This is a genomic window from Streptomyces sp. S186, assembly GCF_051603415.1.
In the GTDB taxonomy this organism is placed as follows: domain Bacteria; phylum Actinomycetota; class Actinomycetes; order Streptomycetales; family Streptomycetaceae; genus Streptomyces.
Genome location: NZ_CP193932.1, coordinates 3,163,840 through 3,184,223 on the forward strand (window position 1 = coordinate 3,163,840; position 20,384 = coordinate 3,184,223).

Sequence of the window (20,384 nt, forward strand, 5' to 3'; positions counted from 1 at the left end):
CGGAACTTATCGCTTCACTCGATAGTGGATACATACGAGAGAACCAGAGGAGCCAGAGAACGGGAGACCGGGAGACCGCCCCTGCCCTCTGCCCCCGCACCCGCCCCTCCTACCGGAACACCCCCGTACCGGTCCTACCGGGACACACCACCTACCGGGACACACCACATGGACGCTCTACTGCTGCTCTTCGCCGCGATCGCGATCGGCGGTCTGGTCTTCCTGCCCTGGATGCGGCGCCGGAGGGCCGTCCAGCACACCGAACGGGGCCTCACGGTGGCCGCCGACCCGATGGCCGGCTACGGCTTCGTGCCCCTGGAGCAGCTCGACGCCCGGCTGCCCGGCCCCGACGAGGAGCTGGCCGGGGCGCTCGCCGAGATGCGCCGCACGCACGACTGGCGGCCGGCCGCCGAGCTGCTCCGGGCCACCGGGGACGACTGGGAGCTGCGCTGGCAGCGGGTGCAGACGCTGGCCGGCGCGGCCGCGTTCGAGCTCGCGGAGACGCCCCCGGACCCCGCCGCCCCCGGCGGTATCCGGACCGGCGGCATCTGGCTGCGCACCTGGCGCGCGGAGGCCCCCAAGGACCCCGGTGGCGCCCAGACGCACGCCCAGTTCCTGGTCGTCCAGGCGCTGCGGGACCCCGGCTCGCAGGACTTCCGCATGATCCTGGAGGAGGCCCGTACGGTCTGCCGGGAGGCGGCGCTGCTGGCCCCCGGCAGCCCGATCCCGTACATCACGGAGCTGGCCGTCGCCCGCGGCCTGGGCGAGCGCCGCGCCGACTACGAAGAGCTCTGGTCGAAGGTCCGCCAGCGGGCGCCGCACCACATGGGCGCGCATGTGGCGGCGCTCCCGTACTGGTCGGAGAAGTGGCACGGCTCCCGTAAGGACGCCGAGGACTTCGCCGCCCGCGCGGCCGCCGAGGCCCCGGCCAGGAGTCTGCTGCCGGCCCTGCCGCTCTTCGCGGTCTACGAGCACCTTCCCGAGGCCAACATGGTCCGCAGCCTCTTCCAGAGCGCGGTCGTCGAGCGCGCCATCGAGGGCGCCCACTTCGCCCTCAGGGAGGCCCCCGCCGACCACCCCATGGCGCCGCACGTCCGTCATCTGCTCGTCTGGTTCCTGGTCCGCGCGGAGCGCTACGCCGAGGCGATGGAACAGCTCCGCCTCGTCGACGGCCACGTGGGCGCCGTCCCCTGGTCCTACGGCCGCAGCCCCGCCGCCGAATACGCCGCCTACCGCGCCCTGGCCATCGCCGGCTGGGAACAGCTCGGCGGTACCTCGACGGGCTTCCGCCCGCAGGACTGACCCCCGTTCAATCGGGGCCCCACCTCACACGGCGCCCCCGGCCGGAATGCCGCCCACCCCCCGAACGTTCCCCCAACAACCGCAGCACCCGCCCCGCCCCACCATCCCCGACATCCGCCGCCCGCCCTCCCCTCGCCCTCCTCCTCGCCTTCCCTGGAGCGCTCACATGCTGTTCTCCCGCTTCAAGAACCACCTCCCCACCCCCGAGGAAGCGCTGAAGGGACGCCCGGAGCCGGCCTTCACCGTCCCCGACCGGCACACCGTCCTCGGCAACCCGCTGCTCGGCCCGTACCCGGAGGGCCTGGAGATCGCCGACTTCGGGCTGGGCTGCTTCTGGGGCGCCGAGCGGAAGTTCTGGCAGACCGAAGGCGTCTGGACCACCCTCGTCGGCTACCAGGGCGGCCACACCCCCCACCCCACCTACGACGAGGTGTGCAGCGGCCACACCGGCCACACCGAGGCCGTCCGCGTCGTCTTCGACCCGGCGGTCGTCCCGTACACCGCGCTCCTGAAGCTCTTCTGGGAGTCCCACGACCCCACCCAGGGCTTCCGCCAGGGCAACGACGTCGGCACCCAGTACCGCTCGGCGATCTACACCCACTCCCCCGCCCAGCAGCAGGCCGCCGAAGCCTCCCGCGACGCCTACCGCACCGTCCTCCACTCCTCCGGCTACGGCGACATCACCACCGAAATCCTCCCCGCCGACGCCTCCCGCCCCTTCTACCCGGCCGAGGCGTACCACCAGCAGTACCTCTCGCGCAACATAAACGGCTACTGCGGCCTGGGCGGGACGGGCGTCTCCTGCCCTGTGGGGGTGGCCAAGACGGACGGCTGAGTCCTTCGACTGCGCCATCTGCCCGCAGTTCGATACATGGCCACAACTGAGCCAGAGTGGCAAGAAGCTTCTGCCGCTGACCGTGAACAAGCCCGCGACCAGCGCAAACGGCCAGTGACGTGAGCGATGCCTTACGACGGATCGCCGACGCCGTAACCGATGTCACAGAAGCTGAGATGGCTGACCTGCTGAGCGCGCTCGGCGTCGACGTCTCGGAGCCTCGGCGATCCGTCGCGTCTGTAGAGGTGCCCAGAACGCCCCTGCCGAGGCAGGGAGGCCCCTCGAACGTCCACTCCGAGGTTGAGTGGGTCTGAGGGGCCTGGTGCGCGAGGGGCACATCGACACACGGTGGGGCGGTCCCGCCTCTCCGGCTGTGCGATCGCCGACGAAGGGGCAGGGGGCCTCGGCCGTGCGGCCGAGGCCCAGGTCCGGGATCAGCCCCGCTGGTAGTGCTCCCAGATCTTGATGGTCGCATTGTCCTTGATGTCGGCCCGGACTACGACGTCGCCGCGTTTGGCGGCCTCCTTGAGCTGGGTGAGGGTGCGCGGTGCGGTGCCATAGCCCTTCTTGTTGACGGTGAGGCGATGGCCATCGCCTATGTGAAGGGCGCCGAACACCTTCGTCTGCTTGGTGAGGCAGAGCTCGGACACCTCGGTGTGCGGGACGTCTTTGGATCCGTCGATCTTCTCCGTGACGGTCAGCTTCCCCGCCTTGTACTTCAGCACGCCCTCTACAGGGCCGGAGAAGAGGACCTTGCTGCTCTTCCGGCACGCGTCGACGGAAGAAACGGCCGGGCCTCCTGCGGAATGGCTGGAGGACTGCGACGCCGCGTGACCGGCCGTCGCTGTCAGGCCGACGGCTGCGACAGCGGCGATAGACGTCGAGACGATACGCCGAACCTGACGACGTTTCCCGTCGGTGCGCACAGAAGGCATGTCAACTCCCAAAAACAGAGGCTAGATCTGCAGGTGGTTATCCTGCGGGAGGTGCTTCTGCAGGACGGGAGTCAAAGTACTTGCCGCGGTTATCCCTTTTTACACGGCCCGGTATCAACGGGCCGTCACTCCGATCTCAGACGTGTATCGGATCCGGCGCCATCGTGCGATGGCAACGAGGTACGAAAAACTCGCCGTCCGCCACGAGGCGACTGTGCTGGGTCGCGGCCATCAACGAGCGGCTGTGAACAGCACTTTCGAAACACGCCCTAGGTCCGTCCTATCGGGCTCCAGGAACGGGTCGGGGGTCGGGCCTCGCTAAGAGGGCGCGCAGATAGGCGCGGCGGTGGGCCTCGACAGCCAAGTAGGCACCGGTCTTGATGATCATGGAGTTGCGACGCTCTGTGATCGCCGGGAGACCTGTGCCCGTACTGCCGTCGTGGCTGTAGACACCCTCGTTCCAGTGGAGTCCAGGCTGACCGGCTTGCCCCATCGCTTGAGGCGCATCCCGGACACGTCATCGCGAGATGGCGATGCACAAGTTCAGAGTCGATTACCGTAATTCCCTGCCCGATGTCGGGCAGAAATGTGGACGTCCCGCGGCTCCCGACCTAGGGTGATCGCTCATGATCACCCCAGACACAATAGGTACTTTCGCCTTGATGGTGGGACTTCTCACGCTTACTCCCGGACTGGACACCACCCTCATCCTGCGCACCGCGGCGCTCGGACACCGACGTCGCGCCTGGGGCGTGGTCCTCGGCATCCAGAGCGGCACGCTGGTCTGGGGCGTGCTCACCTCGCTCGGAGTGACTGCACTGATGACCGCGTCTCACCTCGGGTACGAGGCTCTTCGCTGGGCCGGGGCCGCATACCTGGTGTGGATGGGCAGCAGACTGCTGTGGGCCACCCGGCGCCACTCATCGAGCCAGAGCCCACCGACAGCGGAGGCCCGGTGCGAGGGCGAGACCAGGACAGGTGCCGACGACATCCTGCTCGGCGGATGGCGGCAAGGGCTCGTGACCAATCTCCTCAACCCGAAGATGGGCGCCTTCTATGTTGCGGTGCTCCCACAGTTCATCCCCGCCGGCGCCTCGCACCTCGCTCCAGGCGTGCTCCTGGCCGGTGTGCACATCCTCCTGGCCGTCATCTGGGCCTGCGCACTGATCGCCTTCGCGCACGCGCTCCGAGGCCGCTTGCAACGGCCCTCGGCTCGCCGCTACCTCGACCGCATCACCGGCACGGTCATCGCCGCCTTCGGCATCCGGCTCGCGCTCGGACAGTAAGGCACCAGGCGACGCAACCGCAGGCGATCCAAGTGCCGCCGAACGGGCACCTGCGCCACCTGAAGCGAAAGGACATCTGCATGGGCACGCTCCTCACCAGCGCCGAGGCGGTGGTCTTCGACTGCGACGGCCTGCTGGTCGACACCGAAACATGCTGGACCGTTGCGGAAACGGCCATCTTCGCAGCACACGGCCACCCCTTCGGCCCCGAACAGAAAGCCCTGGTCATCGGCCGCACCGTGGAGGACGCCGGCGAGGCCATGGCCGAATATCTCGGGCGCCCCGGCGCCGGCGCCGAACTCGCCTCCGAACTCCTCGAAAGGGTCCGCAAGGAGCTTTCCCGAGGCGCCGCAGCCCTCCCCGGGGCAGCGGAACTGGTGCGCGCCTGCCGGGCAGCCGTACCCATCGCCATAGCCAGCAACAGCCCCCGTGAACTGCTGGACGCGGCACTGTGGTCGGCCGGCCTCGCCGACTACTTCACCCACACGTTCGCCGCCGGCGAAGTGCGCTCCCCCAAGCCTGCACCAGATCTCTACCTCACGGCATGCGAGACGCTCGGTGTGACCCCGAAGTGCTCCGTCGCGTTCGAAGACTCGGCCACGGGCATTGCCTCGGCGCGTGCTGCCGGGCTCTACGTCGCGGTCGTACCGTCCCTTCCAGGAGCCGACCTCGACCACGACTGGCTGGGCACCAGCCTGGCCGAACGCGAACTGCTGGACTGGGCCAGGCAACTGGGAGATGGCACGGTCCGCTGACCCAATCATCTTGATGCGCACGAGCGGGCCTGCGGCGAGTTGACGAACGCTGCTCACTCCGTGCCGTTGGGGCAGGTGGAACGACAGGGACACAACCCGCTCACACAACCCGTCGGACACCGCTGAGAGGTCACGCAGGTAGGCGTGTGCTCAGGGGCGGCGCATCGGTCGTTCGTTCCAGCGGTGGGTCGTCCATGCCCGGCGGATCAGGCTTCGCACGGTGATGATCGCGTCGGCGAGGTCGAAGAAGGCGTCGATGACGGTGGCACGCCGCTCGTAGCAGCGTGCGAGCCTGTGGAAGGCGTTCTGCCAGGCATGGGTGTGTTCGACGTGCCAACGCTTACTCGCCTGGATGGGCGCCTTCTCGCCTTTGTGCGCGATGCGGCCGTGGAGGCCGCGTTCGTTGAGCAGCGTGCGGGTCTTGTCCGAGTCGTAGCCAGCGTCCAGGTGCACGGTGACGTCGTCGGGCAACGGGCCGAGGTCGTCCAGGCGGTCCAGGGTCAGGGCGAGCAGTGGGGAGTCGTGTCGGTTGGCGCCGGCCAGGACACGCCCCAGTGGAATGCCGTATCCGTCCGTCATACCCGAGCGTTTCAAGCCCTGTTTGCCGCGGTCGACCGGGGAACGCCCGGCCACCTCGCCGCCTCCGGGAGCCTTGGTGATGGAGCCGTCCACGGCGATCTGGTCGAGGACGAGGCCGACGATCCGGTCGTAGGAGTCCAGCGCGATCTGCTTGAGCCGGGCGAAGAGGCCCAGTTGTATCCACTCATCGCGGCGGCTGCGAATCGTGGTGGCCGAGCAGGTCGTGTCGGCGATGGCAGCCAAGTGGATGGTCCGGGTGATACTTCGGCCGCTCGGGCAGCAGGACCGCGAATTGGTCCCAGAGCGGCTCGGTCAGCCACGATGGAAGCGCGGGCACAGGTCTCCCCAGTGATCACAGAGCGTCGCAACTCCATGATCACCGGCACCTGTGCTTGTTCTGTTGCCGGTGTCCCCAACCGCGTCTATCCGTGCGGCCTCTAAGTCGGGTGCTCGGCTGGTAACGGCCGGGTGCTAAGCCGACTGACAGGAACGCCCAAGAAGCCCGCCGGCCATGGCGGGCCACAGGCGAAGAGGAAGGCCCGAAGGATGAAGAAATGAACCCTCGTACAAGCCTCGTCATACTCACGCCGCGCCAATGGCTTGCACACGGCGGCGGAAGGATCGGGCGTTGGAATGCGCCAGATGGCTCGCGTATTCGGGTTTACGCGGACGTGGTCACCATCGGTCCCGGGGCATAGAGGGCATCCTCCCGGGTCGCAACTGGGGAGTGCGGAACAGGGAAACCCGTACGGGTCCAGCAAAGTTGTTGGTAAGCCGGAGGTAACGATGGACGAATCCTCGTGCGGGAACAGGATGATCCGAGAAGCGAACGCTGCTAGGGCGAAAGCCCGGAGGAAAGAGCGGGCCACGGCCCCAACCGCCGCTTATAACTCGGCAGATACCAGGTCGCATGCCTGGACCCGAAAGGGAGACCACGCGGATCAGGTGGACCTTTGAAGAAGCAATGGCGATTCCCCATAACCGGGGTGGAGTTGGATGACGGAGGTGTAGGTGACCAGCCCGACCGAACGGCCGATCCCGATCGCCGCTCCGTCGAATGAAGCCTCGGACGACGCTCACTTATGGCACAGCATCAACTGGGCCAAAGAGGAGAACGCCGTGCGGAGACTGCGTCAGAGAATCTTCAAGGCCACACAGGAAGGTGACAACAAGAAGGTTCGGAAACTCCAGAAGCTCATGCTGCGGTCACGCGCCAACACGCTCACGAGCGTCAGACACGTAACCCAGAAGAGTGCGGGAAAACGCACGCCCGGAATCGACCGGGAAATCGCGCTTAGGCCGTCGGAACGAGGAAGGCTGGCGAGGACTCTCGCCCAAGAATCCGCGTCCCACGTCAAGCCGGTACGACGTGTGTACATCCCAAAAGCCAATGGAAAGTCTCGTCCACTCGGTATCCCGGTAATCAGGAACCGTGTGCAACAGGCCAGGGTAAAGAATGCGCTGGAACCTGAATGGGAAGCACGCTTCGAGGGGCGGAGCTACGGCTTTCGGCCCGGTAGGAGCTGCCAGGATGCGATCGAGGCGATCTTCCGGGTCGTCTCGGGGCTGAACCCCCGTCGCAGATGGGTGTTGGACGCGGATCTGGCGAGTGCCTTCGACAAGATCAACCACGACAGGCTGCTGGAGGCCATCGACGGCTTCCCCGCACAGCGGACAGTCAGACGATGGCTCAGGGCCGGCGTTATGGAGAATGGGAGATTCGCGCCGACTGAAGAGGGAACTCCACAAGGCGGTGTGATCAGTCCGCTTCTCCTGAACATAGCCCTGCATGGAATGAGTACGGCAGTCGGGAGCAAAGACGACGCCCCTAGCGGGGAACGCCAGAGCTCACCGAGGATGATCAGGTACGCAGATGATTTCGTGGTGCTCTGTTACACGGAATCGGAAGCTCTGGCCATCAAAGCGAAGCCGTCCGCCTGGCTTCACCCCTGGGGTCTGACCTTCAATGAGGACAAGACGCGCGTGGTCAACCTCGAAGAAGGTTTCGACTTCCTCGGGTTCAACGTCAGGAGGTACAGCGGCAAGGCGATCATCAAGCCAAGCCGGGCTGCTGTAAAGAAGATTACAGGGAAGCTCCGCAACACCGTGATTGAACTGGTGCCAGCCACCACGGACGTCGCACTGTTGCAGCTCAACCCGGTAATCAAGGGTTGGTCCACCTACTACAGGGGAGTGGTCTCGACCGAGACGTTCGCCGCCCTGGATCACTACATGTTCAAACGCATGTTGAGGTGGGCCAAGCGAAGGCACTCCAAGAAATCGGCAACATGGATAGTTGATCGATACTGGGGATCTTTCAACCCATCCCGAAAGGACTGGTGGGTCTTCGGAAGCAAGGCAACGGGGAGGTACCTATACAAGTTCGCATGGACCAATATCGTCAGGCACTCCCTCGTGAAGGGGCGGGCGTCCAAGGACGATCCGAGCCTTAACGAATATTGGGCAGCACGGGCCCGGAAGCGGAAGCACCCCCAAGCCGACACACCCAATGTCGGACTGGCCGCCAAGCAGAAAGGACTGTGCCCCCTGTGCGGGCTGGACCTGATCGCCGGAGCGGGATACGAACCGAAAGCGTACGTGAGTGGGCAGACTGGTTCGTGGCCAACGCTAGGACGATCAACAGGCACCACCTGGTCTACCGAAGCGAAGGCGGAACAGACGGAAAGGGAAACCTCATTCTCATCCATGCCGAGTGCCACCGGCAGCATCACGCCGGAGACCACTCACACGGACCTAGGAAAATCCGCACTGTGAGGCCCGCGGGGTCTGCTTGAGCCGGATGCGGAGAGATTCGCACGTCCGGTTCTGAGGGGGGAGCGTCCCCGAGAGGGGGCGCTCCTACCCGACACCAGGATCACGTGGCGAGCGGTATCCCCGTTCACGTGGTGCGGAAGTGGAACGTCTGGTCGGTCAGCTCGTCGAGCTTGCCGGCACGGGCGTCGATGTCAGCGACCTCGGCAACGGCCCCCGACCGGGCGGTCTGCGCCGCATGGACGCCGCGGGCGGCTGGTTCTCCTTCCTGGTGGCACCGCGGGACCCGCTGATCATCGTTGTCCGTATCGTGCCCCCCTTCGACGCGCTGTAGCCATCCCCACGAAAATCCCTCGTGCCCATGGATTACCTGGCTCGGGAACCTACGCACGCCGGGGGCGCGACGAGCAACTGTCCCTCGCCCGACGGCACGCGGCCCTGCGGTGCTCCGTCGGGCACCACTGCCCACCGGGCTTCAACGCCACCTGGGCCTACCTGGCCGCGACGACGGAATCGGCCCGAATGCGGGCGCGTGTACATCGACTTCACCCTGGGTGGGCAGCAGCGCTACTGCTCCCACGCCTGCGCCAACCGCGATGCGGTGCGGCGGCATCGGGCCCGACGGCAGTAGAGGCCGCACTGGGGGCCAGAGCCCGTCGGTGGATCTTGACGGGTGGCGCGGAGGCCGACGGCCGGGTTCGATCGTCGGGCACCCGCACGGCGTATCAGAGGCTGCCCCCGCGCCTTGGGGGTGCGTTCCTGGAAGCGCAAGAATCTTCGAGACACAGGAGGCAGCATGCCTGGCAAGTTCGAGATGTACACGGACAAGGCGGGCAAGTACCGCTACCGCCTCAAGGCGGGCAACGGCGAGATCATCGCCGTGGGCGAGGCGTACAACTCCAAGGCCGCCTGCCAGAACGGCATCGAATCCGTGAAGCGCAACGCGCCGACCGCGGAGGTCAGGGAAGTCTCCCAAGTCGAGGCCAAGAAGCGCTGACCGCCGGACGGCGCCGTGCGGAAGTCGCGGGTGCGGCGGGAGCGGCCGCGGGCGGTGGGGGTACCGCCCCGCTCCTTGAGAACCCGGCGGGGTTCTGCGGCCTGGGCGGGACGGGGGTGTCCTGCCCCGTGGGGATAGCGCAAGCCGATGGCTGAGCCTCTCGTCTCCGCGGCGGCGGAGACGCTGGAGGCGCTGCTCGCCGAAAAATAGCTGGACGAGACGGTTCGTCTCGCATAGCGTGAGGGCATGACGAACCGAACGCACGGTGGGCGTGCCCATATCGCCATGTTCTCCATTGCCGCCTACGGGCATGTGAACCCGAGCCTCGAAGTGATCCGGGAGCTCGTCGCCCGAGGGCACCGCGTGACGTACGCGATTCCTCCCCGCTTGAAGGAGGTGGTCGCCGAGACGGGTGCCGAGCCGGTCCCGTACGGTACGACGCTGCCGTCACCCGACAGCGACCCGTCGGCGTGGGGAACCACTCTCCTCGACAACGTCGAGCCGTTCCTGGACGACGCGATCCAGGCACTGCCACAGCTCATCGAGGCGTATCAGGGGGACGAGCCGGACCTGGTGCTGCATGACATCACCTCGTATCCGGCGCGCGTCCTCGCGCACCGCTGGGGCGTGCCCGCGATCTCCCTCTCGCCGAACCTCGTCGCGTGGGAGGGGTACGAGGAGGAGGTCGCCGAGCCGATGTGGGCGGAAGCCAGGGCGACCGAGCGCGGCCGGGCGTACTACGAGAAGTTCACCAACTGGCTTGCGGAGAACGGGATCACGCAGCACCCCGACCCGTTCGTCGGTCGCCCCGGGCGGTCGATCGTGCTCATCCCCAAGGCGCTGCAGCCGCACGCCGACCGGGTCGACGAACGCGTCCACTCCTTTGTCGGCGCCTGCCAGGGCGACCGCACGGCGCAGGGCGAATGGGAGCGGCCCGCGGGCGCCGAGCGGGTGCTGCTCGTCTCACTCGGCTCGTCCTTCACCAAGCAGCCCGGTTTCTACCGCGAGTGCGTCAAGGCGTTCGGCGGCCTGCCGGACTGGCACGTCGTGCTCCAGGTGGGCAAGCACGTCACCGCCGACGAGCTCGGGGAGATCCCCGGGAACGTCGAAGTGCACCAATGGGTACCGCAGTTGGCGATCCTGAAGCAGGCCGACGCCTTCATCACGCACGCCGGCGCAGGAGGCAGCCAGGAGGGCCTGGCCACCGCCACGCCCATGGTGGCCGTCCCGCAGGCCGTCGACCAGTTCGGCAACGCGGACATGCTCCAGGAGCTCGGCGTGGCCCGCCACCTGCCGATGGACCAGGCGGACGCTGCCACGCTCCGTGCGGCGGTGCTCGCGCTCGTCGCCGACCCGGAGGTGGGATGCCGACTCGCCGCCATCCAGCGGGAGATGGCCACCGAGGGTGGCACCCGGCGAGCGGCCGACCTCATCGAGGCCGAGCTGCCCGCCCAGCGCTGAGTACTGAGTACTGGGTGCCGGGTGCTGGGTCTGGGTGCTGGGTGCTGGGTGCTGAGCGAGGGGACCGGCAGTGGCTATTGATCTGTGGTGTGTCTGAAGACGAGACCTGTCGATCGGTATTCGCTGCCGGTCTTCTCCCTCATGTGGATGTCGTCACTGTCGCCGGAATAGCTGTAGTTCAGCGAACGCTGCAACGTCTTGAGGATGGACGACTCGTCCTGCATGTTCTGTGCTGCGCAGGTGCGGTGGGTGGTGAGTCGGGTGCCCTGGAAGAAGACGTGGGAGCCGGTGAAGAAGGCTTTCGCTCTGAAGTCGTTGCAGCCGAGAATGCCGGTGACGGTGCCGTCCCGATGGAACGTGAAGGAAGTGTCCTTGGCGGACTTCACCTTGTCGGCACTGTCGTAGACCACCCACTCGTCCAGGTGGAACGAGGTGTCGAAGATGCCCGGGGACCTGACGAGGGCGAGGGTGGCCACGTCCCCGTGCGCGTTCCGCAGTTGCGGCAGCGTACCCGGGGGCGGCCCGCCGACTTCCTGCGGCAGCTTCTTCTCGGCGAGCGTCAGCGGGCCCCGGTGGAAGAACTCCCTGACCTTCGCCTCGAATTCAGTGGGCTCCGGGGGTATGTAACGCGCACTGTCCTTCTGCTTGCCCTCCTGCTTGTCCTCCTGCTGCTTTTTCGGTGTCGGGCATGAGGCCGCCTCGTCGGGCGGGGCGGGCGTCGCCGAAGGAGGGGGCAGTGGCGGAAGGTCTTCTCCCAAGGTCAGCGTGGTCGCCGTCAGGTCGGCTTTCATGCGAAACGGCGTGCAGCCGTAATCCCCCGCGATTGTTCCGTCGTCACGGAACTCCACCCAGGGGCTGGCGTATTCGGGCCCGTGCACCTCTTTCCCGTCGACCGTGAGCGTGAGGTCGTCGAAGGTCCAGATCCCGTCGAAAAGCCTGTTTCCGAGACCTCCCGGTCCCTTCTTCGTGGGGGAGGCGGCGGCCGTGGCGCGCCCGCCCGTGTCACCCGAGGCCGCCCCGCAGGCCGAGACCCCGCCGCACACCATCGCCATGCCGGCAACAACCCCTGCAACACGCCTTGGAGAGATCCGCATGCCTACCCACACGTCCTTTGTGGAACTTCAGTTCCGTCGCCTGTTGGTTCGCACCGGGGGTGCAGGGGGTGCCGGGATGGGTTTCGGCGGGGCCAACTCACGGGTTTTGCCGGTCAGTTGCCGTCCGGGTGTTGGGGGCGGCCGAGGTGGGCGTGGTCGGCGGCGGTGGTGCCCTGGTGCCAGCCGGCGGGGTCGCGGATGCCGCGGAGGCGGACCGGGGCGGTGTCGGGGAAGAGGGTGCCGGTGGTCTCCTCGACGGCGAGTTCGCGGGCGGCGAGGACCGGCAGGAGCCGGTCGGGGGCGGTGGGTTCGGCGGAGGCCGCGGCCGTGGCGGCGGCGGTGGCCGCGGTGAGGCGGGTGCGGATGCGGTCCGCGTAGGCCACGAGGAAGGTCTGGCGGAAGTCGCGGGTGCGGCGGGAGCGGCCGCGGGCGTGGTGCTCGTCGCCGGCACGGTTCATCGCGGTGGTGGCCTGGAGGAGCAGCGAGGTGTAGAGGAGTTCGGTGGCCTCCAGGTCGGGCGGGAAGCCGACGACGGTGGAGAAGGCGACGTCGGCGGCCCAGACGGCCTGGCAGCGGTTGGCGGCCGCGACGGCGTCCAGGAGCAGGGCCTTGCCCTGTTCGTAGGGGCCCTCTATGCCGATACGGATCGCCGAGGGGCCGTCGGCGGGGCGGTTGCCCTCGGGGCCCTGGGCGTGGACGTGCGCGAGGAGGGCCTCGTCGATGCTGTGACGGGCCATCAGTTCCTGGGCCTTGGCGGACAGCGCCTCGGCCTCCTCGGCGAAGGTGGTCGCCTCCGCCTTGGCGAGCAGGCCGCGAATCCGGCCGAGTATCCGGGATGCCGTGGGGGTGCCGTCGGGGCCTGTTCCGCGTGCCGCGCCGGGCGCCGAGGACGGGGACGGAGGCGGCGGCAGGGGCGTGATCCGGGGCAGTCGGGCGAGCAGCCGCAGCAGGGTCAGGACGTCGTACGCGGTCTCGAAGCGGGAGGTGCGGCGGCGGGCGGCCAGGGCGTCCAGGTAGGCGGCGTCGGAGTCCCACCAGACTCGGGCGTCGAGGCGGTCCAGCTGGGCGCGCCAGCGGGGGTCCCGGGACGGGTCCGACGCACGCGGCCGGCGGGCCTGCTCGGCGGCCAGGGCGTCGACGACCAGGGCCGCCGGTGCGGCGTCCGGCGCGTCCCGCCGGATGATGCGCTCCAGGTCGGCGGGTTGCCAGCCGCCCGTCCAGCACCGCCGGACGGCCTCCACGGCGGCGCCGACCACGGCCGCGCTCATCGCCTCCGGACCGGGCGCCGCGGCGGCCAGCATCGAGGCGCCGGCCTCGATGGCGTCCTCCGCGGCCGGGCCGTCCGCCGCGTAGCGGACGGTGCCGAGGATCGTGCCGAGCAGTTCGGTGGCCTCGGCGGCCCGGCGAGCGTCGGGCCGGGCTCCGGCGCCCGTTGCGCCGTCGCGTCCGTGGCTCTTCCCGCGGCCCTTACCGCTACTGGGCTTCCGGCTGTCGTACCTCGCATGCTCGCTCACCCGGCCACTGTACGAACAACAGGAAGAACACGAAGAAGACGAAGAACACGAGCACGAAGGGGACGGCGAAGACTGCGAACGTGAAAGGGACGGGCGGCGCACCGCATCGCTGCGGTGTGCCGCCCGTCGTGACCGTGTGCCGGTGGGGGCCGGCCCTCCGGCCCGGGGGAATCAGACCGCGCTGCCCGCGACCCACTGGGACCAGGACATGTTCCATCCGTTGAGGCCGTTGTCCGGCTGGATGGTCTTGTCCGGGGAGTTGATCACCTTGACGACGTCGCCGAGCTGCGAGTGGGAGAAGAACCACGCGCCGTCTGTGGACGGGTCGTTGCCGCCCTTGACGTCCTTCAGGCCGATGCAGCCGTGGCTGGTGTTGACCTTGCCGAAGATGCCCTTGCCCCAGTAGTTGCCGTGGATGAAGGTGCCGGAGTTCGACAGCCGCATGGCGTGCGGGACGTCCGGGATGTCGTACTCGCCCTTGCCGTCGTCCTTGGTGAAGCCGACGGTGGAGCCGTTCATCCGGGTCTGCTTGAACATCTCGGAGATGACCATCGCGCCGTTGTAGGTCGGGTGGTCGGCGCTGCCCGAGGAGATCGGGATGGTCTTGATCGTCCTGCCGTCGCGGACCACCGTCATCAGGTGCGTCTTGGTGTCGACGGTGCTGACCTGGGAGTGGCCGACGGTGAAGCGGACGGTCTTGTTCTGGATGCCCTTCACGCCCGGTGACGCCTCGACGCCGCCGAGGGCGAGCTTCATCGTGACCTGGGAGTTCGGCTTCCAGTAGTCCTTGGGACGGAAGTCCAGCCGCTTGTTGCCGAACCAGTGGCCGACGACCTGCTGGTTGCTGCTGGAGGCGACCGTGATCGCCGACTGGACGGCCTGGCGGTTCTTGACCGGCTTGTCGAAGTTGATCGACACCGGCATGCCGACGCCGACGGTCGAACCGTCCTCGGGCGTGAAGCTCCCGGTGAAGCTGTTGCTCGGGGAGACGGTGGTGAAGGTCGAGTTCTCCACCGCCACCCGGCCCTGGGCGTCCACGGCGTGTGCGGTGACCTTGTAGGTGGTCGCGCGGGACAGCGCCTGGTCGGGCTTCCAGGAGGAGCCGTCGGCGGAGAGCGTGCCCTTGACGGTCTCGGTCTTCGGCTGGTTCTTCGCGTCCTGGTGCGAGACGACCTTCGTCATGGTGACGTCGGTGAGCTTGCCGCCACCGGCGGTCACCTTGGCGTCGTTGAGGCCGGTGTCCGTCGAGCCGTCCGGCGGGGTGATGGTGATCTTCGCCTGTGAGGCGTCCCGGGCGGCCGCCTCGTCCACCTGCTGGGTGTTCTCGTGCCGGCTGCCGTCGGAGCCTCCGGGCTGGGCGCCTTCGCCGTGGCCGGAGGCACTGCTGGCGCCGCACGCGGCGACCGTCAGCACGCCCCCGAGCAGCGCGGCACTGGCTATGAGGCCCTTGCGGCGCTTGCGGTCCGTCATCACACGCTTCTCCATTGCTACCGATTTCGCGGAAATTCCCCGAGCGAACAGCCAACTGAACCCAGGCAAATCTGGACGCAGGCATTCCGGCCGACTCCCATTGGTAACTCCTTATCCGTTTCGCGCACCCCATTCCTGGCAGAAATGTGGGGAAGGACACGTAATCACGGGCAAAACGCCCATCGGTGGTTTATGACGTAGCGCACGCATAGTGCTGCGGACTGCCGCATGACGGCGCGAAGGCGGCGCGAAGACGGTGCGGAGGCGACGCGAAGACGGTGCGCGTGACGGATGAGACGGTGCGCGTGCCCGGGGAATCGCCGGGGGAATGCCGTGTGACGTGCGGATATGCGGATATCGCGGGAGGTGCGGTTACCGAATGACGTAGTAGCGCAGGGCGCCGGCGTCACCGGAGCCGGACGGCGGCGGCCGGCCAGGAGGGCAGGCGCGGACAGCTGCGGACAGTCTGCGGCCCCCGGACGGCGGGGAGCCGCCCGGGGGCCTGGGTCGGTTTGCGGCGGGGAGCGGTGACGGTCAGCCGTCCCCGTCCGCGTCGTCCGCCAGGTCCCACTCCGCCGCGTCCCACGCGGTGTCGGGGTCGTAGTCGGTCATCTCCTCGCTGCTCCAGGAGGCGTGGGCGAGTTCGGTGCCCGGCACGCCGGTGACCAGGTCGAAGGGATCGATGAGATGGGCCAGGGCCTCTGCCGGGTCGTCTCTGACCGTTTCCCGTGACTGCCGGCGTTCGTCGTCGGGGAGGGCGGGGTCGCCGTCGATACGGGCGAGGGCGGCGCCGGTCAGCTCGGCGGCGTCGGTGACCTCCATGACCAGTTCGACGTGAAGCCGTACAAAGCGTGATGTCTCGCCATTGCTCATGAACGGAGGGTATGCACGTCCGGGTCCCGACTACCGCGCGACCCGCGGCGGTCACTAACATCTGCGGTCAACGGCCAATTCGCCGAACCCACAAGGGGGATCGCTTTCGTGACCGCACGACGACCACTACTGACCGCCGCTGCCGCGGGATCGGTGCTGTTCGCCCTGTGGTTCGTACCGTCCGCCAACGCGATCGTGGGAGAGGGCGGAGCGCCGCATTCCGGCGTCCGGACGGAATCCGCCGCGACCGATCGGGACCGGGCGAATGTGGCCGGCGCGGGCCGTTCCCAGGGGCGCATCGGCGGCTCCGCCGAGAAAAGGAATTCCGCCGCGCGGGAATCCGGCGGCGGTTCCACCACGACCCGGCCCGGCGGCGAACCGGCCGAGGACGACGGCCCGGCGCACTACCTCGCCGACACCGGCAGCCCGGACACCACGCCCTATGTGGTCGGCGGCGTGGCCTGCCTGGGGCTCGGCGCGGCGCTGGTCGGCTACTCCGTGCACCGCACCCGCGACGAGAGCGCCTGAGGCCGGGCCGGGACCGGATCCGGAACCTGAGCCCGCCCCGGGCCGGCACTCGCCCCGCCCGGCCCCAACCAGCCGGCAGACAGCCACCCGGCCAGCCATTTGACGCTCCGTCAGGCCAGCTCCCCCGTGACCGACTCCGCCGCCGCCACCAGCTTCCCGTCCCGGACGAACGCGTACGCGGCCTCCAGATCCGGCGCGAGGAAGCGGTCCTCGCCCGGGCCCTGGACGCCCGCGGCGCGCAGCGCGTCGAGCACCGCGCGGGTGGCCGGGGCGGGCGACAGGCCCTCGCGCAGTTCGACGGCGCGGGTCGCGGCGTAGAGCTCCACGGCGAGGATCCGGGTGAGGTTGTCCACCGCGGTGCGCAGCTTGCGCGCGGCCGACCAGCCCATCGAGACGTGGTCCTCCTGCATGGCGGAGGACGGGATGGAGTCCACCGAGGCCGGTGCGGCCAGCCGCTTGAGCTCGCTGACCAGCGCCGCCTGGGTGTACTGGGCGATCATCAGGCCCGAGTCGACGCCCGGGTCGCCGGCGAGGAAGGCGGGCAGCCCGTGTGAGCGGTTCTTGTCCAGCAGGCGGTCGGTGCGGCGCTCGGCGATCGAGCCGAGGTCGGCCGCAGCGATGGCCAGGAAGTCCAGCGCGTAGGCCACCGGCGCGCCGTGGAAGTTGCCGTTGGACTCCACCCGGCCGTCGGGCAGGACGACGGGGTTGTCGACGGCGGCGGCCAGCTCCCGCTCGGCGACCAGACGGGCGTGCGCGAGGGTGTCCCGGCCGGCACCGGCGACCTGGGGGGCGCAGCGGATGGAGTAGGCGTCCTGGACGCGCGGGGCGTCGTCCTGGTGGTGGCCGGTGAGGCCGGAACCGTCCAGGAACGCCAGCATGTTGGCGGCCGAGGCGGCCTGGCCCGGATGCGGCCGGATGGCGTGCAGCTCGGGTGCGAGGACCTTGTCGGTGCCGAGCAGCGCCTCCAGGGAGAGCGCGGCGGTAATGTCCGCGGAGGTGAACAGCCGGGCCAGGTCGGCGCAGGCCATCACCAGCATGCCGAGCATGCCGTCGGTGCCGTTGAGGAGCGCCAGCCCCTCCTTCTCGCGGAGTTCGACGGGCGTGATGCCGTGCGCGGCCAGCAGCTCGCCGGACGGGCGGACGACGCCGTCGGGGCCCTCCGCCTCGCCCTCGCCCATCAGCGTCAGCGCGCAGTGCGAGAGCGGCGCGAGGTCGCCGGAGCAGCCGAGCGAGCCGTACTCGTGGACAACCGGGGTGATGCCGGCGTTCAGGAGGGCGGCCATGGTCTCGACGACCAGCGGGCGGACGCCGGTGCGCCCGGAGGCGAGGGTCTTCAGCCGCAGGAACATCAGGGCGCGGACCACCTCGCGCTCGACCCGCGGGCCCATGCCGGCCGCGTGCGAGCGCACGATGTTGCGCTGGAGCTGGGCGCGCAGCTCGGGGCTGATGTGCCGGACCGCGAGGGCGCCGAAGCCGGTGGAGACGCCGTAGACCGGGTCGGGTTTGGCGGCGAGTTCGTCGATGAAGGCGCGCGAGGCGGCGACGGCGGTGCGGGCCTCGTCGGACAGCTCGACGCGGGCCGCGCCGCGGGCCACCGCGATGACGTCCTGTGCGGTGGTGCCGGACGTCCCCAGCACCACAGTGTGCATATCCATATTCAGGCACCCTAGAGACTGAATCGCCGGATGTCACCACCGGATTTCGGGACCGCCCCTTACGATCATCGCCCGCGCCGGCGGGCCGCACCACGCCGCACCCCGCTCACGTCCACTCGCCTCCGCTCACCTCCGGAACCTGCGCCGCTCCGGGCCGGGCGCCGGCTCCGGCGCGTCCGCCAGCCGCACCACCGGATCGTCCGCACCGCCGCGCCGCCCGGCCACCACCGGCCCGCCGGACCGGGCTGCCTTGGCCCGGTACTGGGCGGCGTCCGCGAGCCGGAAGAGCCGGCGGGCGCTGTGCACCGGGCCGATCGGGTCGCCGGTGGAGGCGACGCCCACCGCGACCCCGTCGCCCAGGTCCAGCTCCGCGGCCCGCCCGCACAGCTCGCCGGCCACCTTCACCACCTCGTCGGAGGCCGGCCCGACCGCCAGCAGGCAGAACTCGTCCCCGCCCAGCCGCGCCACGAGCGTCCCCGGCAGCATCGCGCCGCACAGCGACAGCACCGACCCGAAGCGCTCCAGCAGCCGGTCGCCGACCGCATGCCCCTGCGAGTCGTTGACCTCCTTCAGCCCGTTCAGATCGCACACCACCAGGCTGACCACCGCCCCGTCCGCCCGGTGCTGCTCCAGCGCCTCGTCCAGCCGCATGTCGACGGCCCGGCGGTTGGCCAGACCGGTCAGCGCGTCGGTGAACGCCAGCCGGCGGGCCTCCGCCAGCCGCTCGGTCTGGGCGATGCCGGCGGCCGTGACGGCGGCCAGCACCGTCGCGAACTCGGCGTCCGCCCGCCCGAACACCGGCTCCCCGGGCCGCCGCGCCACATACAGCTCGCCCCACGCCCGGCCGTGCAGCACGATCGGGGCCACCACGCAGCAGCCCCGGCCGCGCCGCCGCAGCGCGGCCACCCGCTGGTGGTTGTAGAAGCCGCCCGCGCCGCCACTCGCCTTGCCCTCGGCGACCTCTACCCAGGCGCCCGGCTCCCGGCCGCCGGCCCACTGCTCGTGCAGGAACCCGACGATCTCCGGGAACTCGTGCACCGGGTACGCCTCGTCCTCCGGGAACTCCCGCTCCCCCGGGGCGAGTTCGCCGACGTTCGCCAGCACCCGCAGCCGCCCCCGCTCGCGCTCCCACTTGGAGATCGCGGCGAAGGAGCCGCCCAGCGCCAGCCGCGCGCCCTGCGCCGCGGCCCGGGCGGAGTCGTGCAGCGCCGGCGCGGCGGCCATCGCCTGCGCCAGTTCCACCACGGCCCGCAACCGCGCGTCAGCCTCGCCCGTCACCGGATCCTCACATTCCGTCACCATGAGCGCACTCCGTCACCGTGAGCACACCCTGTAGGACAGCGTAGGAATGTTTGACCCGATTCGCCCCTTCCGCTGGTCAGCGGCCCTCGGAAGGGGCGGGCCGGTCAACCGCCACCCGGGGGAACGGACCGAAGGTCACTCCCCCGGCCAGTCGGGATCCCGCTTCTCGTTGAAGGCCGCGACACCCTCGGCCCGGTCCCCCGAGAACGCCACGCTCCGCCAGGCCCCGTCCTCCAGATCCAGCCCGGCCCGCAGGTCCAGCCCCTGACCGAGCCGCAGGGCACGCTTGGCGGCGCGCAGCCCGACCGGCGAGTTACGGGCGATGGCCGCGGCCAGCGCCAGCGCCTCCGCCCGGTCCTGCCCGTCGGCCACCACCCGGTCCACCAGCCCCAGCTCGCCGGCCTCCGCCGCCACCACCCGGCGCGCGGTGAACACCAGCTCGGCGGCGCGCGCCGCACCCACCCGGCGCGGCAGCAACTGCGTCCCGCCGCCGCCGGGGATGACCCCCACCGACACCTCCGGCAGCCCCACCACCGCGGTGCCGTCCGCGACGATCAGATCGCAGGCCAGCGCCAACTCGTAGCCGCCGCCGAGCGCGAAGCCGTGCACCGCGGCGATGGTCGGCACCGGCAGCTCCAGCACACCGGCGTACGCGGCCCGCGCGCGCGGCCGCTGCCGCATCAGTTCCGCGTCCGTGAGGGAGTTCCGCTCCTTCAGATCGGCGCCCACGCAGAACGCCCGCTCATGGGTGGAGGTGAGGACCACCGCCCGCACGGACCGGTCGTCGGCCAGCGCGGCGCACGCCTCCGCCAGCGCGTCGGCCATCGCCGTCGACACCGCGTTCATCGCCTTCGGCCGGTCCAGGACCAGCTCCGCCACGAAGTCGTGGCGCCGCACGCCGACCCACTCCTCCGCGCCGAACCGCCGCATACCGTTCGTGTCGCTCATACCGCCCTCCCGATTCCGGGTTAACGATCGCTTACGTGACCGCTGAGGATCATGTCAGCTCGCGGCGGTTTACGGCAG

At 69.4% G+C, this 20,384-nt stretch carries 18 protein-coding genes and 2 pseudogenes; 11 read left to right on the plus strand and 9 right to left on the minus strand.

Annotated features, from left to right (window positions below):
* The first annotated feature begins 168 nt into the window (after positions 1 to 168).
* The gene (locus ACRAS8_RS13150) at positions 169 to 1,302 is read left to right on the plus strand and encodes a hypothetical protein (RefSeq protein ID WP_438486112.1); all 1,134 of its coding nucleotides are present in this window, start codon (positions 169 to 171) and stop codon (positions 1,300 to 1,302) included.
* A gap of 166 nt (positions 1,303 to 1,468) precedes the next feature.
* On the plus strand, positions 1,469 to 2,137 hold the full coding sequence (msrA, locus tag ACRAS8_RS13155) for a peptide-methionine (S)-S-oxide reductase MsrA (RefSeq protein WP_438486113.1): 669 nt from the start codon (positions 1,469 to 1,471) through the stop codon (positions 2,135 to 2,137).
* A 434-nt stretch (positions 2,138 to 2,571) separates the two neighbouring features.
* On the opposite strand, the gene ACRAS8_RS13160 is transcribed toward msrA, so the two are convergent.
* On the minus strand, positions 2,572 to 3,063 hold the full coding sequence (locus tag ACRAS8_RS13160) for a hypothetical protein (RefSeq protein ID WP_438486114.1): 492 nt from the start codon (positions 3,061 to 3,063) through the stop codon (positions 2,572 to 2,574).
* A gap of 671 nt (positions 3,064 to 3,734) precedes the next feature.
* Between ACRAS8_RS13160 and ACRAS8_RS13165 the strand changes: the two genes are divergently transcribed.
* Together ACRAS8_RS13165 and ACRAS8_RS13170 are read left to right on the plus strand one after the other, a co-directional pair.
* Positions 3,735 to 4,358, plus strand: a complete 624-nt coding sequence (locus ACRAS8_RS13165; protein WP_438486115.1) for a LysE family translocator — start codon at positions 3,735 to 3,737, stop codon at positions 4,356 to 4,358.
* 80 nt (positions 4,359 to 4,438) lie between these two features.
* On the plus strand, positions 4,439 to 5,113 hold the full coding sequence (locus tag ACRAS8_RS13170; RefSeq protein WP_438486116.1) for an HAD family hydrolase: 675 nt from the start codon (positions 4,439 to 4,441) through the stop codon (positions 5,111 to 5,113).
* 150 nt (positions 5,114 to 5,263) lie between these two features.
* Here the strand turns inward: ACRAS8_RS13170 and ACRAS8_RS13175 are convergent.
* Positions 5,264 to 6,029, minus strand: a pseudogene (locus ACRAS8_RS13175) (IS5 family transposase).
* A 782-nt stretch (positions 6,030 to 6,811) separates the two neighbouring features.
* Here ACRAS8_RS13175 and ltrA point away from each other — a divergent pair.
* The 6 genes and pseudogenes from ltrA to mgt all read left to right on the plus strand — a co-directional run.
* A pseudogene (gene ltrA, locus ACRAS8_RS13180) lies at positions 6,812 to 7,942 on the plus strand (group II intron reverse transcriptase/maturase); the annotation flags it as partial.
* 368 nt (positions 7,943 to 8,310) lie between these two features.
* Positions 8,311 to 8,487, plus strand: coding sequence for an HNH endonuclease (locus ACRAS8_RS13185; protein ID WP_438486117.1), 177 nt, complete (start codon positions 8,311 to 8,313; stop codon positions 8,485 to 8,487).
* A 119-nt stretch (positions 8,488 to 8,606) separates the two neighbouring features.
* Positions 8,607 to 8,798: a hypothetical protein gene (locus ACRAS8_RS13190; RefSeq protein WP_438486118.1), complete on the plus strand. Its 192-nt coding sequence runs from the start codon at positions 8,607 to 8,609 to the stop codon at positions 8,796 to 8,798.
* Between the two features lie 27 nt (positions 8,799 to 8,825).
* A complete protein-coding gene (locus tag ACRAS8_RS13195; RefSeq protein ID WP_438486119.1) occupies positions 8,826 to 9,095 on the plus strand; it encodes a CGNR zinc finger domain-containing protein in 270 nt (89 codons plus the stop codon).
* 165 nt (positions 9,096 to 9,260) lie between these two features.
* On the plus strand, positions 9,261 to 9,461 hold the full coding sequence (locus ACRAS8_RS13200; RefSeq protein WP_438486120.1) for a YegP family protein: 201 nt from the start codon (positions 9,261 to 9,263) through the stop codon (positions 9,459 to 9,461).
* Positions 9,462 to 9,707: 246 nt separating this feature from the next.
* Entirely contained in the window at positions 9,708 to 10,922 is a 1,215-nt protein-coding gene (gene mgt / locus ACRAS8_RS13205) for a macrolide-inactivating glycosyltransferase (protein ID WP_438486121.1), read from the plus strand.
* 74 nt (positions 10,923 to 10,996) lie between these two features.
* Here mgt and ACRAS8_RS13210 read toward each other — a convergent pair whose 3' ends face one another.
* The 4 genes from ACRAS8_RS13210 to ACRAS8_RS13225 form a co-directional block, all read right to left on the minus strand.
* Positions 10,997 to 12,016, minus strand: a complete 1,020-nt coding sequence (locus ACRAS8_RS13210) for an META domain-containing protein (RefSeq protein ID WP_438486122.1) — start codon at positions 12,014 to 12,016, stop codon at positions 10,997 to 10,999.
* Positions 12,017 to 12,129: 113 nt separating this feature from the next.
* On the minus strand, positions 12,130 to 13,530 hold the full coding sequence (locus tag ACRAS8_RS13215; protein ID WP_438486123.1) for a DUF2786 domain-containing protein: 1,401 nt from the start codon (positions 13,528 to 13,530) through the stop codon (positions 12,130 to 12,132).
* Between the two features lie 171 nt (positions 13,531 to 13,701).
* Positions 13,702 to 15,000, minus strand: a complete 1,299-nt coding sequence (locus ACRAS8_RS13220) for a L,D-transpeptidase (RefSeq protein ID WP_438486124.1) — start codon at positions 14,998 to 15,000, stop codon at positions 13,702 to 13,704.
* 534 nt (positions 15,001 to 15,534) lie between these two features.
* On the minus strand, positions 15,535 to 15,873 hold the full coding sequence (locus ACRAS8_RS13225) for a hypothetical protein (protein WP_037813082.1): 339 nt from the start codon (positions 15,871 to 15,873) through the stop codon (positions 15,535 to 15,537).
* A gap of 108 nt (positions 15,874 to 15,981) precedes the next feature.
* Between ACRAS8_RS13225 and ACRAS8_RS13230 the strand changes: the two genes are divergently transcribed.
* Positions 15,982 to 16,401, plus strand: coding sequence for a hypothetical protein (locus tag ACRAS8_RS13230; protein ID WP_438486125.1), 420 nt, complete (start codon positions 15,982 to 15,984; stop codon positions 16,399 to 16,401).
* A gap of 110 nt (positions 16,402 to 16,511) precedes the next feature.
* Here the strand turns inward: ACRAS8_RS13230 and hutH are convergent, their stop codons facing one another.
* The 3 genes from hutH to ACRAS8_RS13245 all read right to left on the minus strand — a co-directional run bounded on the left by hutH (position 16,512) and on the right by ACRAS8_RS13245 (position 20,306).
* Positions 16,512 to 18,056 carry a histidine ammonia-lyase gene (gene hutH / locus ACRAS8_RS13235; RefSeq protein WP_438486126.1) on the minus strand — a complete coding sequence of 515 codons (1,545 nt, stop codon included), beginning with the start codon at positions 18,054 to 18,056 and terminating at the stop codon, positions 16,512 to 16,514.
* 126 nt (positions 18,057 to 18,182) lie between these two features.
* On the minus strand, positions 18,183 to 19,358 hold the full coding sequence (locus ACRAS8_RS13240) for a diguanylate cyclase domain-containing protein (protein ID WP_438486127.1): 1,176 nt from the start codon (positions 19,356 to 19,358) through the stop codon (positions 18,183 to 18,185).
* A gap of 135 nt (positions 19,359 to 19,493) precedes the next feature.
* Positions 19,494 to 20,306, minus strand: a complete 813-nt coding sequence (locus tag ACRAS8_RS13245; protein ID WP_438486128.1) for an enoyl-CoA hydratase/isomerase family protein — start codon at positions 20,304 to 20,306, stop codon at positions 19,494 to 19,496.
* Between the last annotated feature and the right edge of the window lie 78 nt (positions 20,307 to 20,384).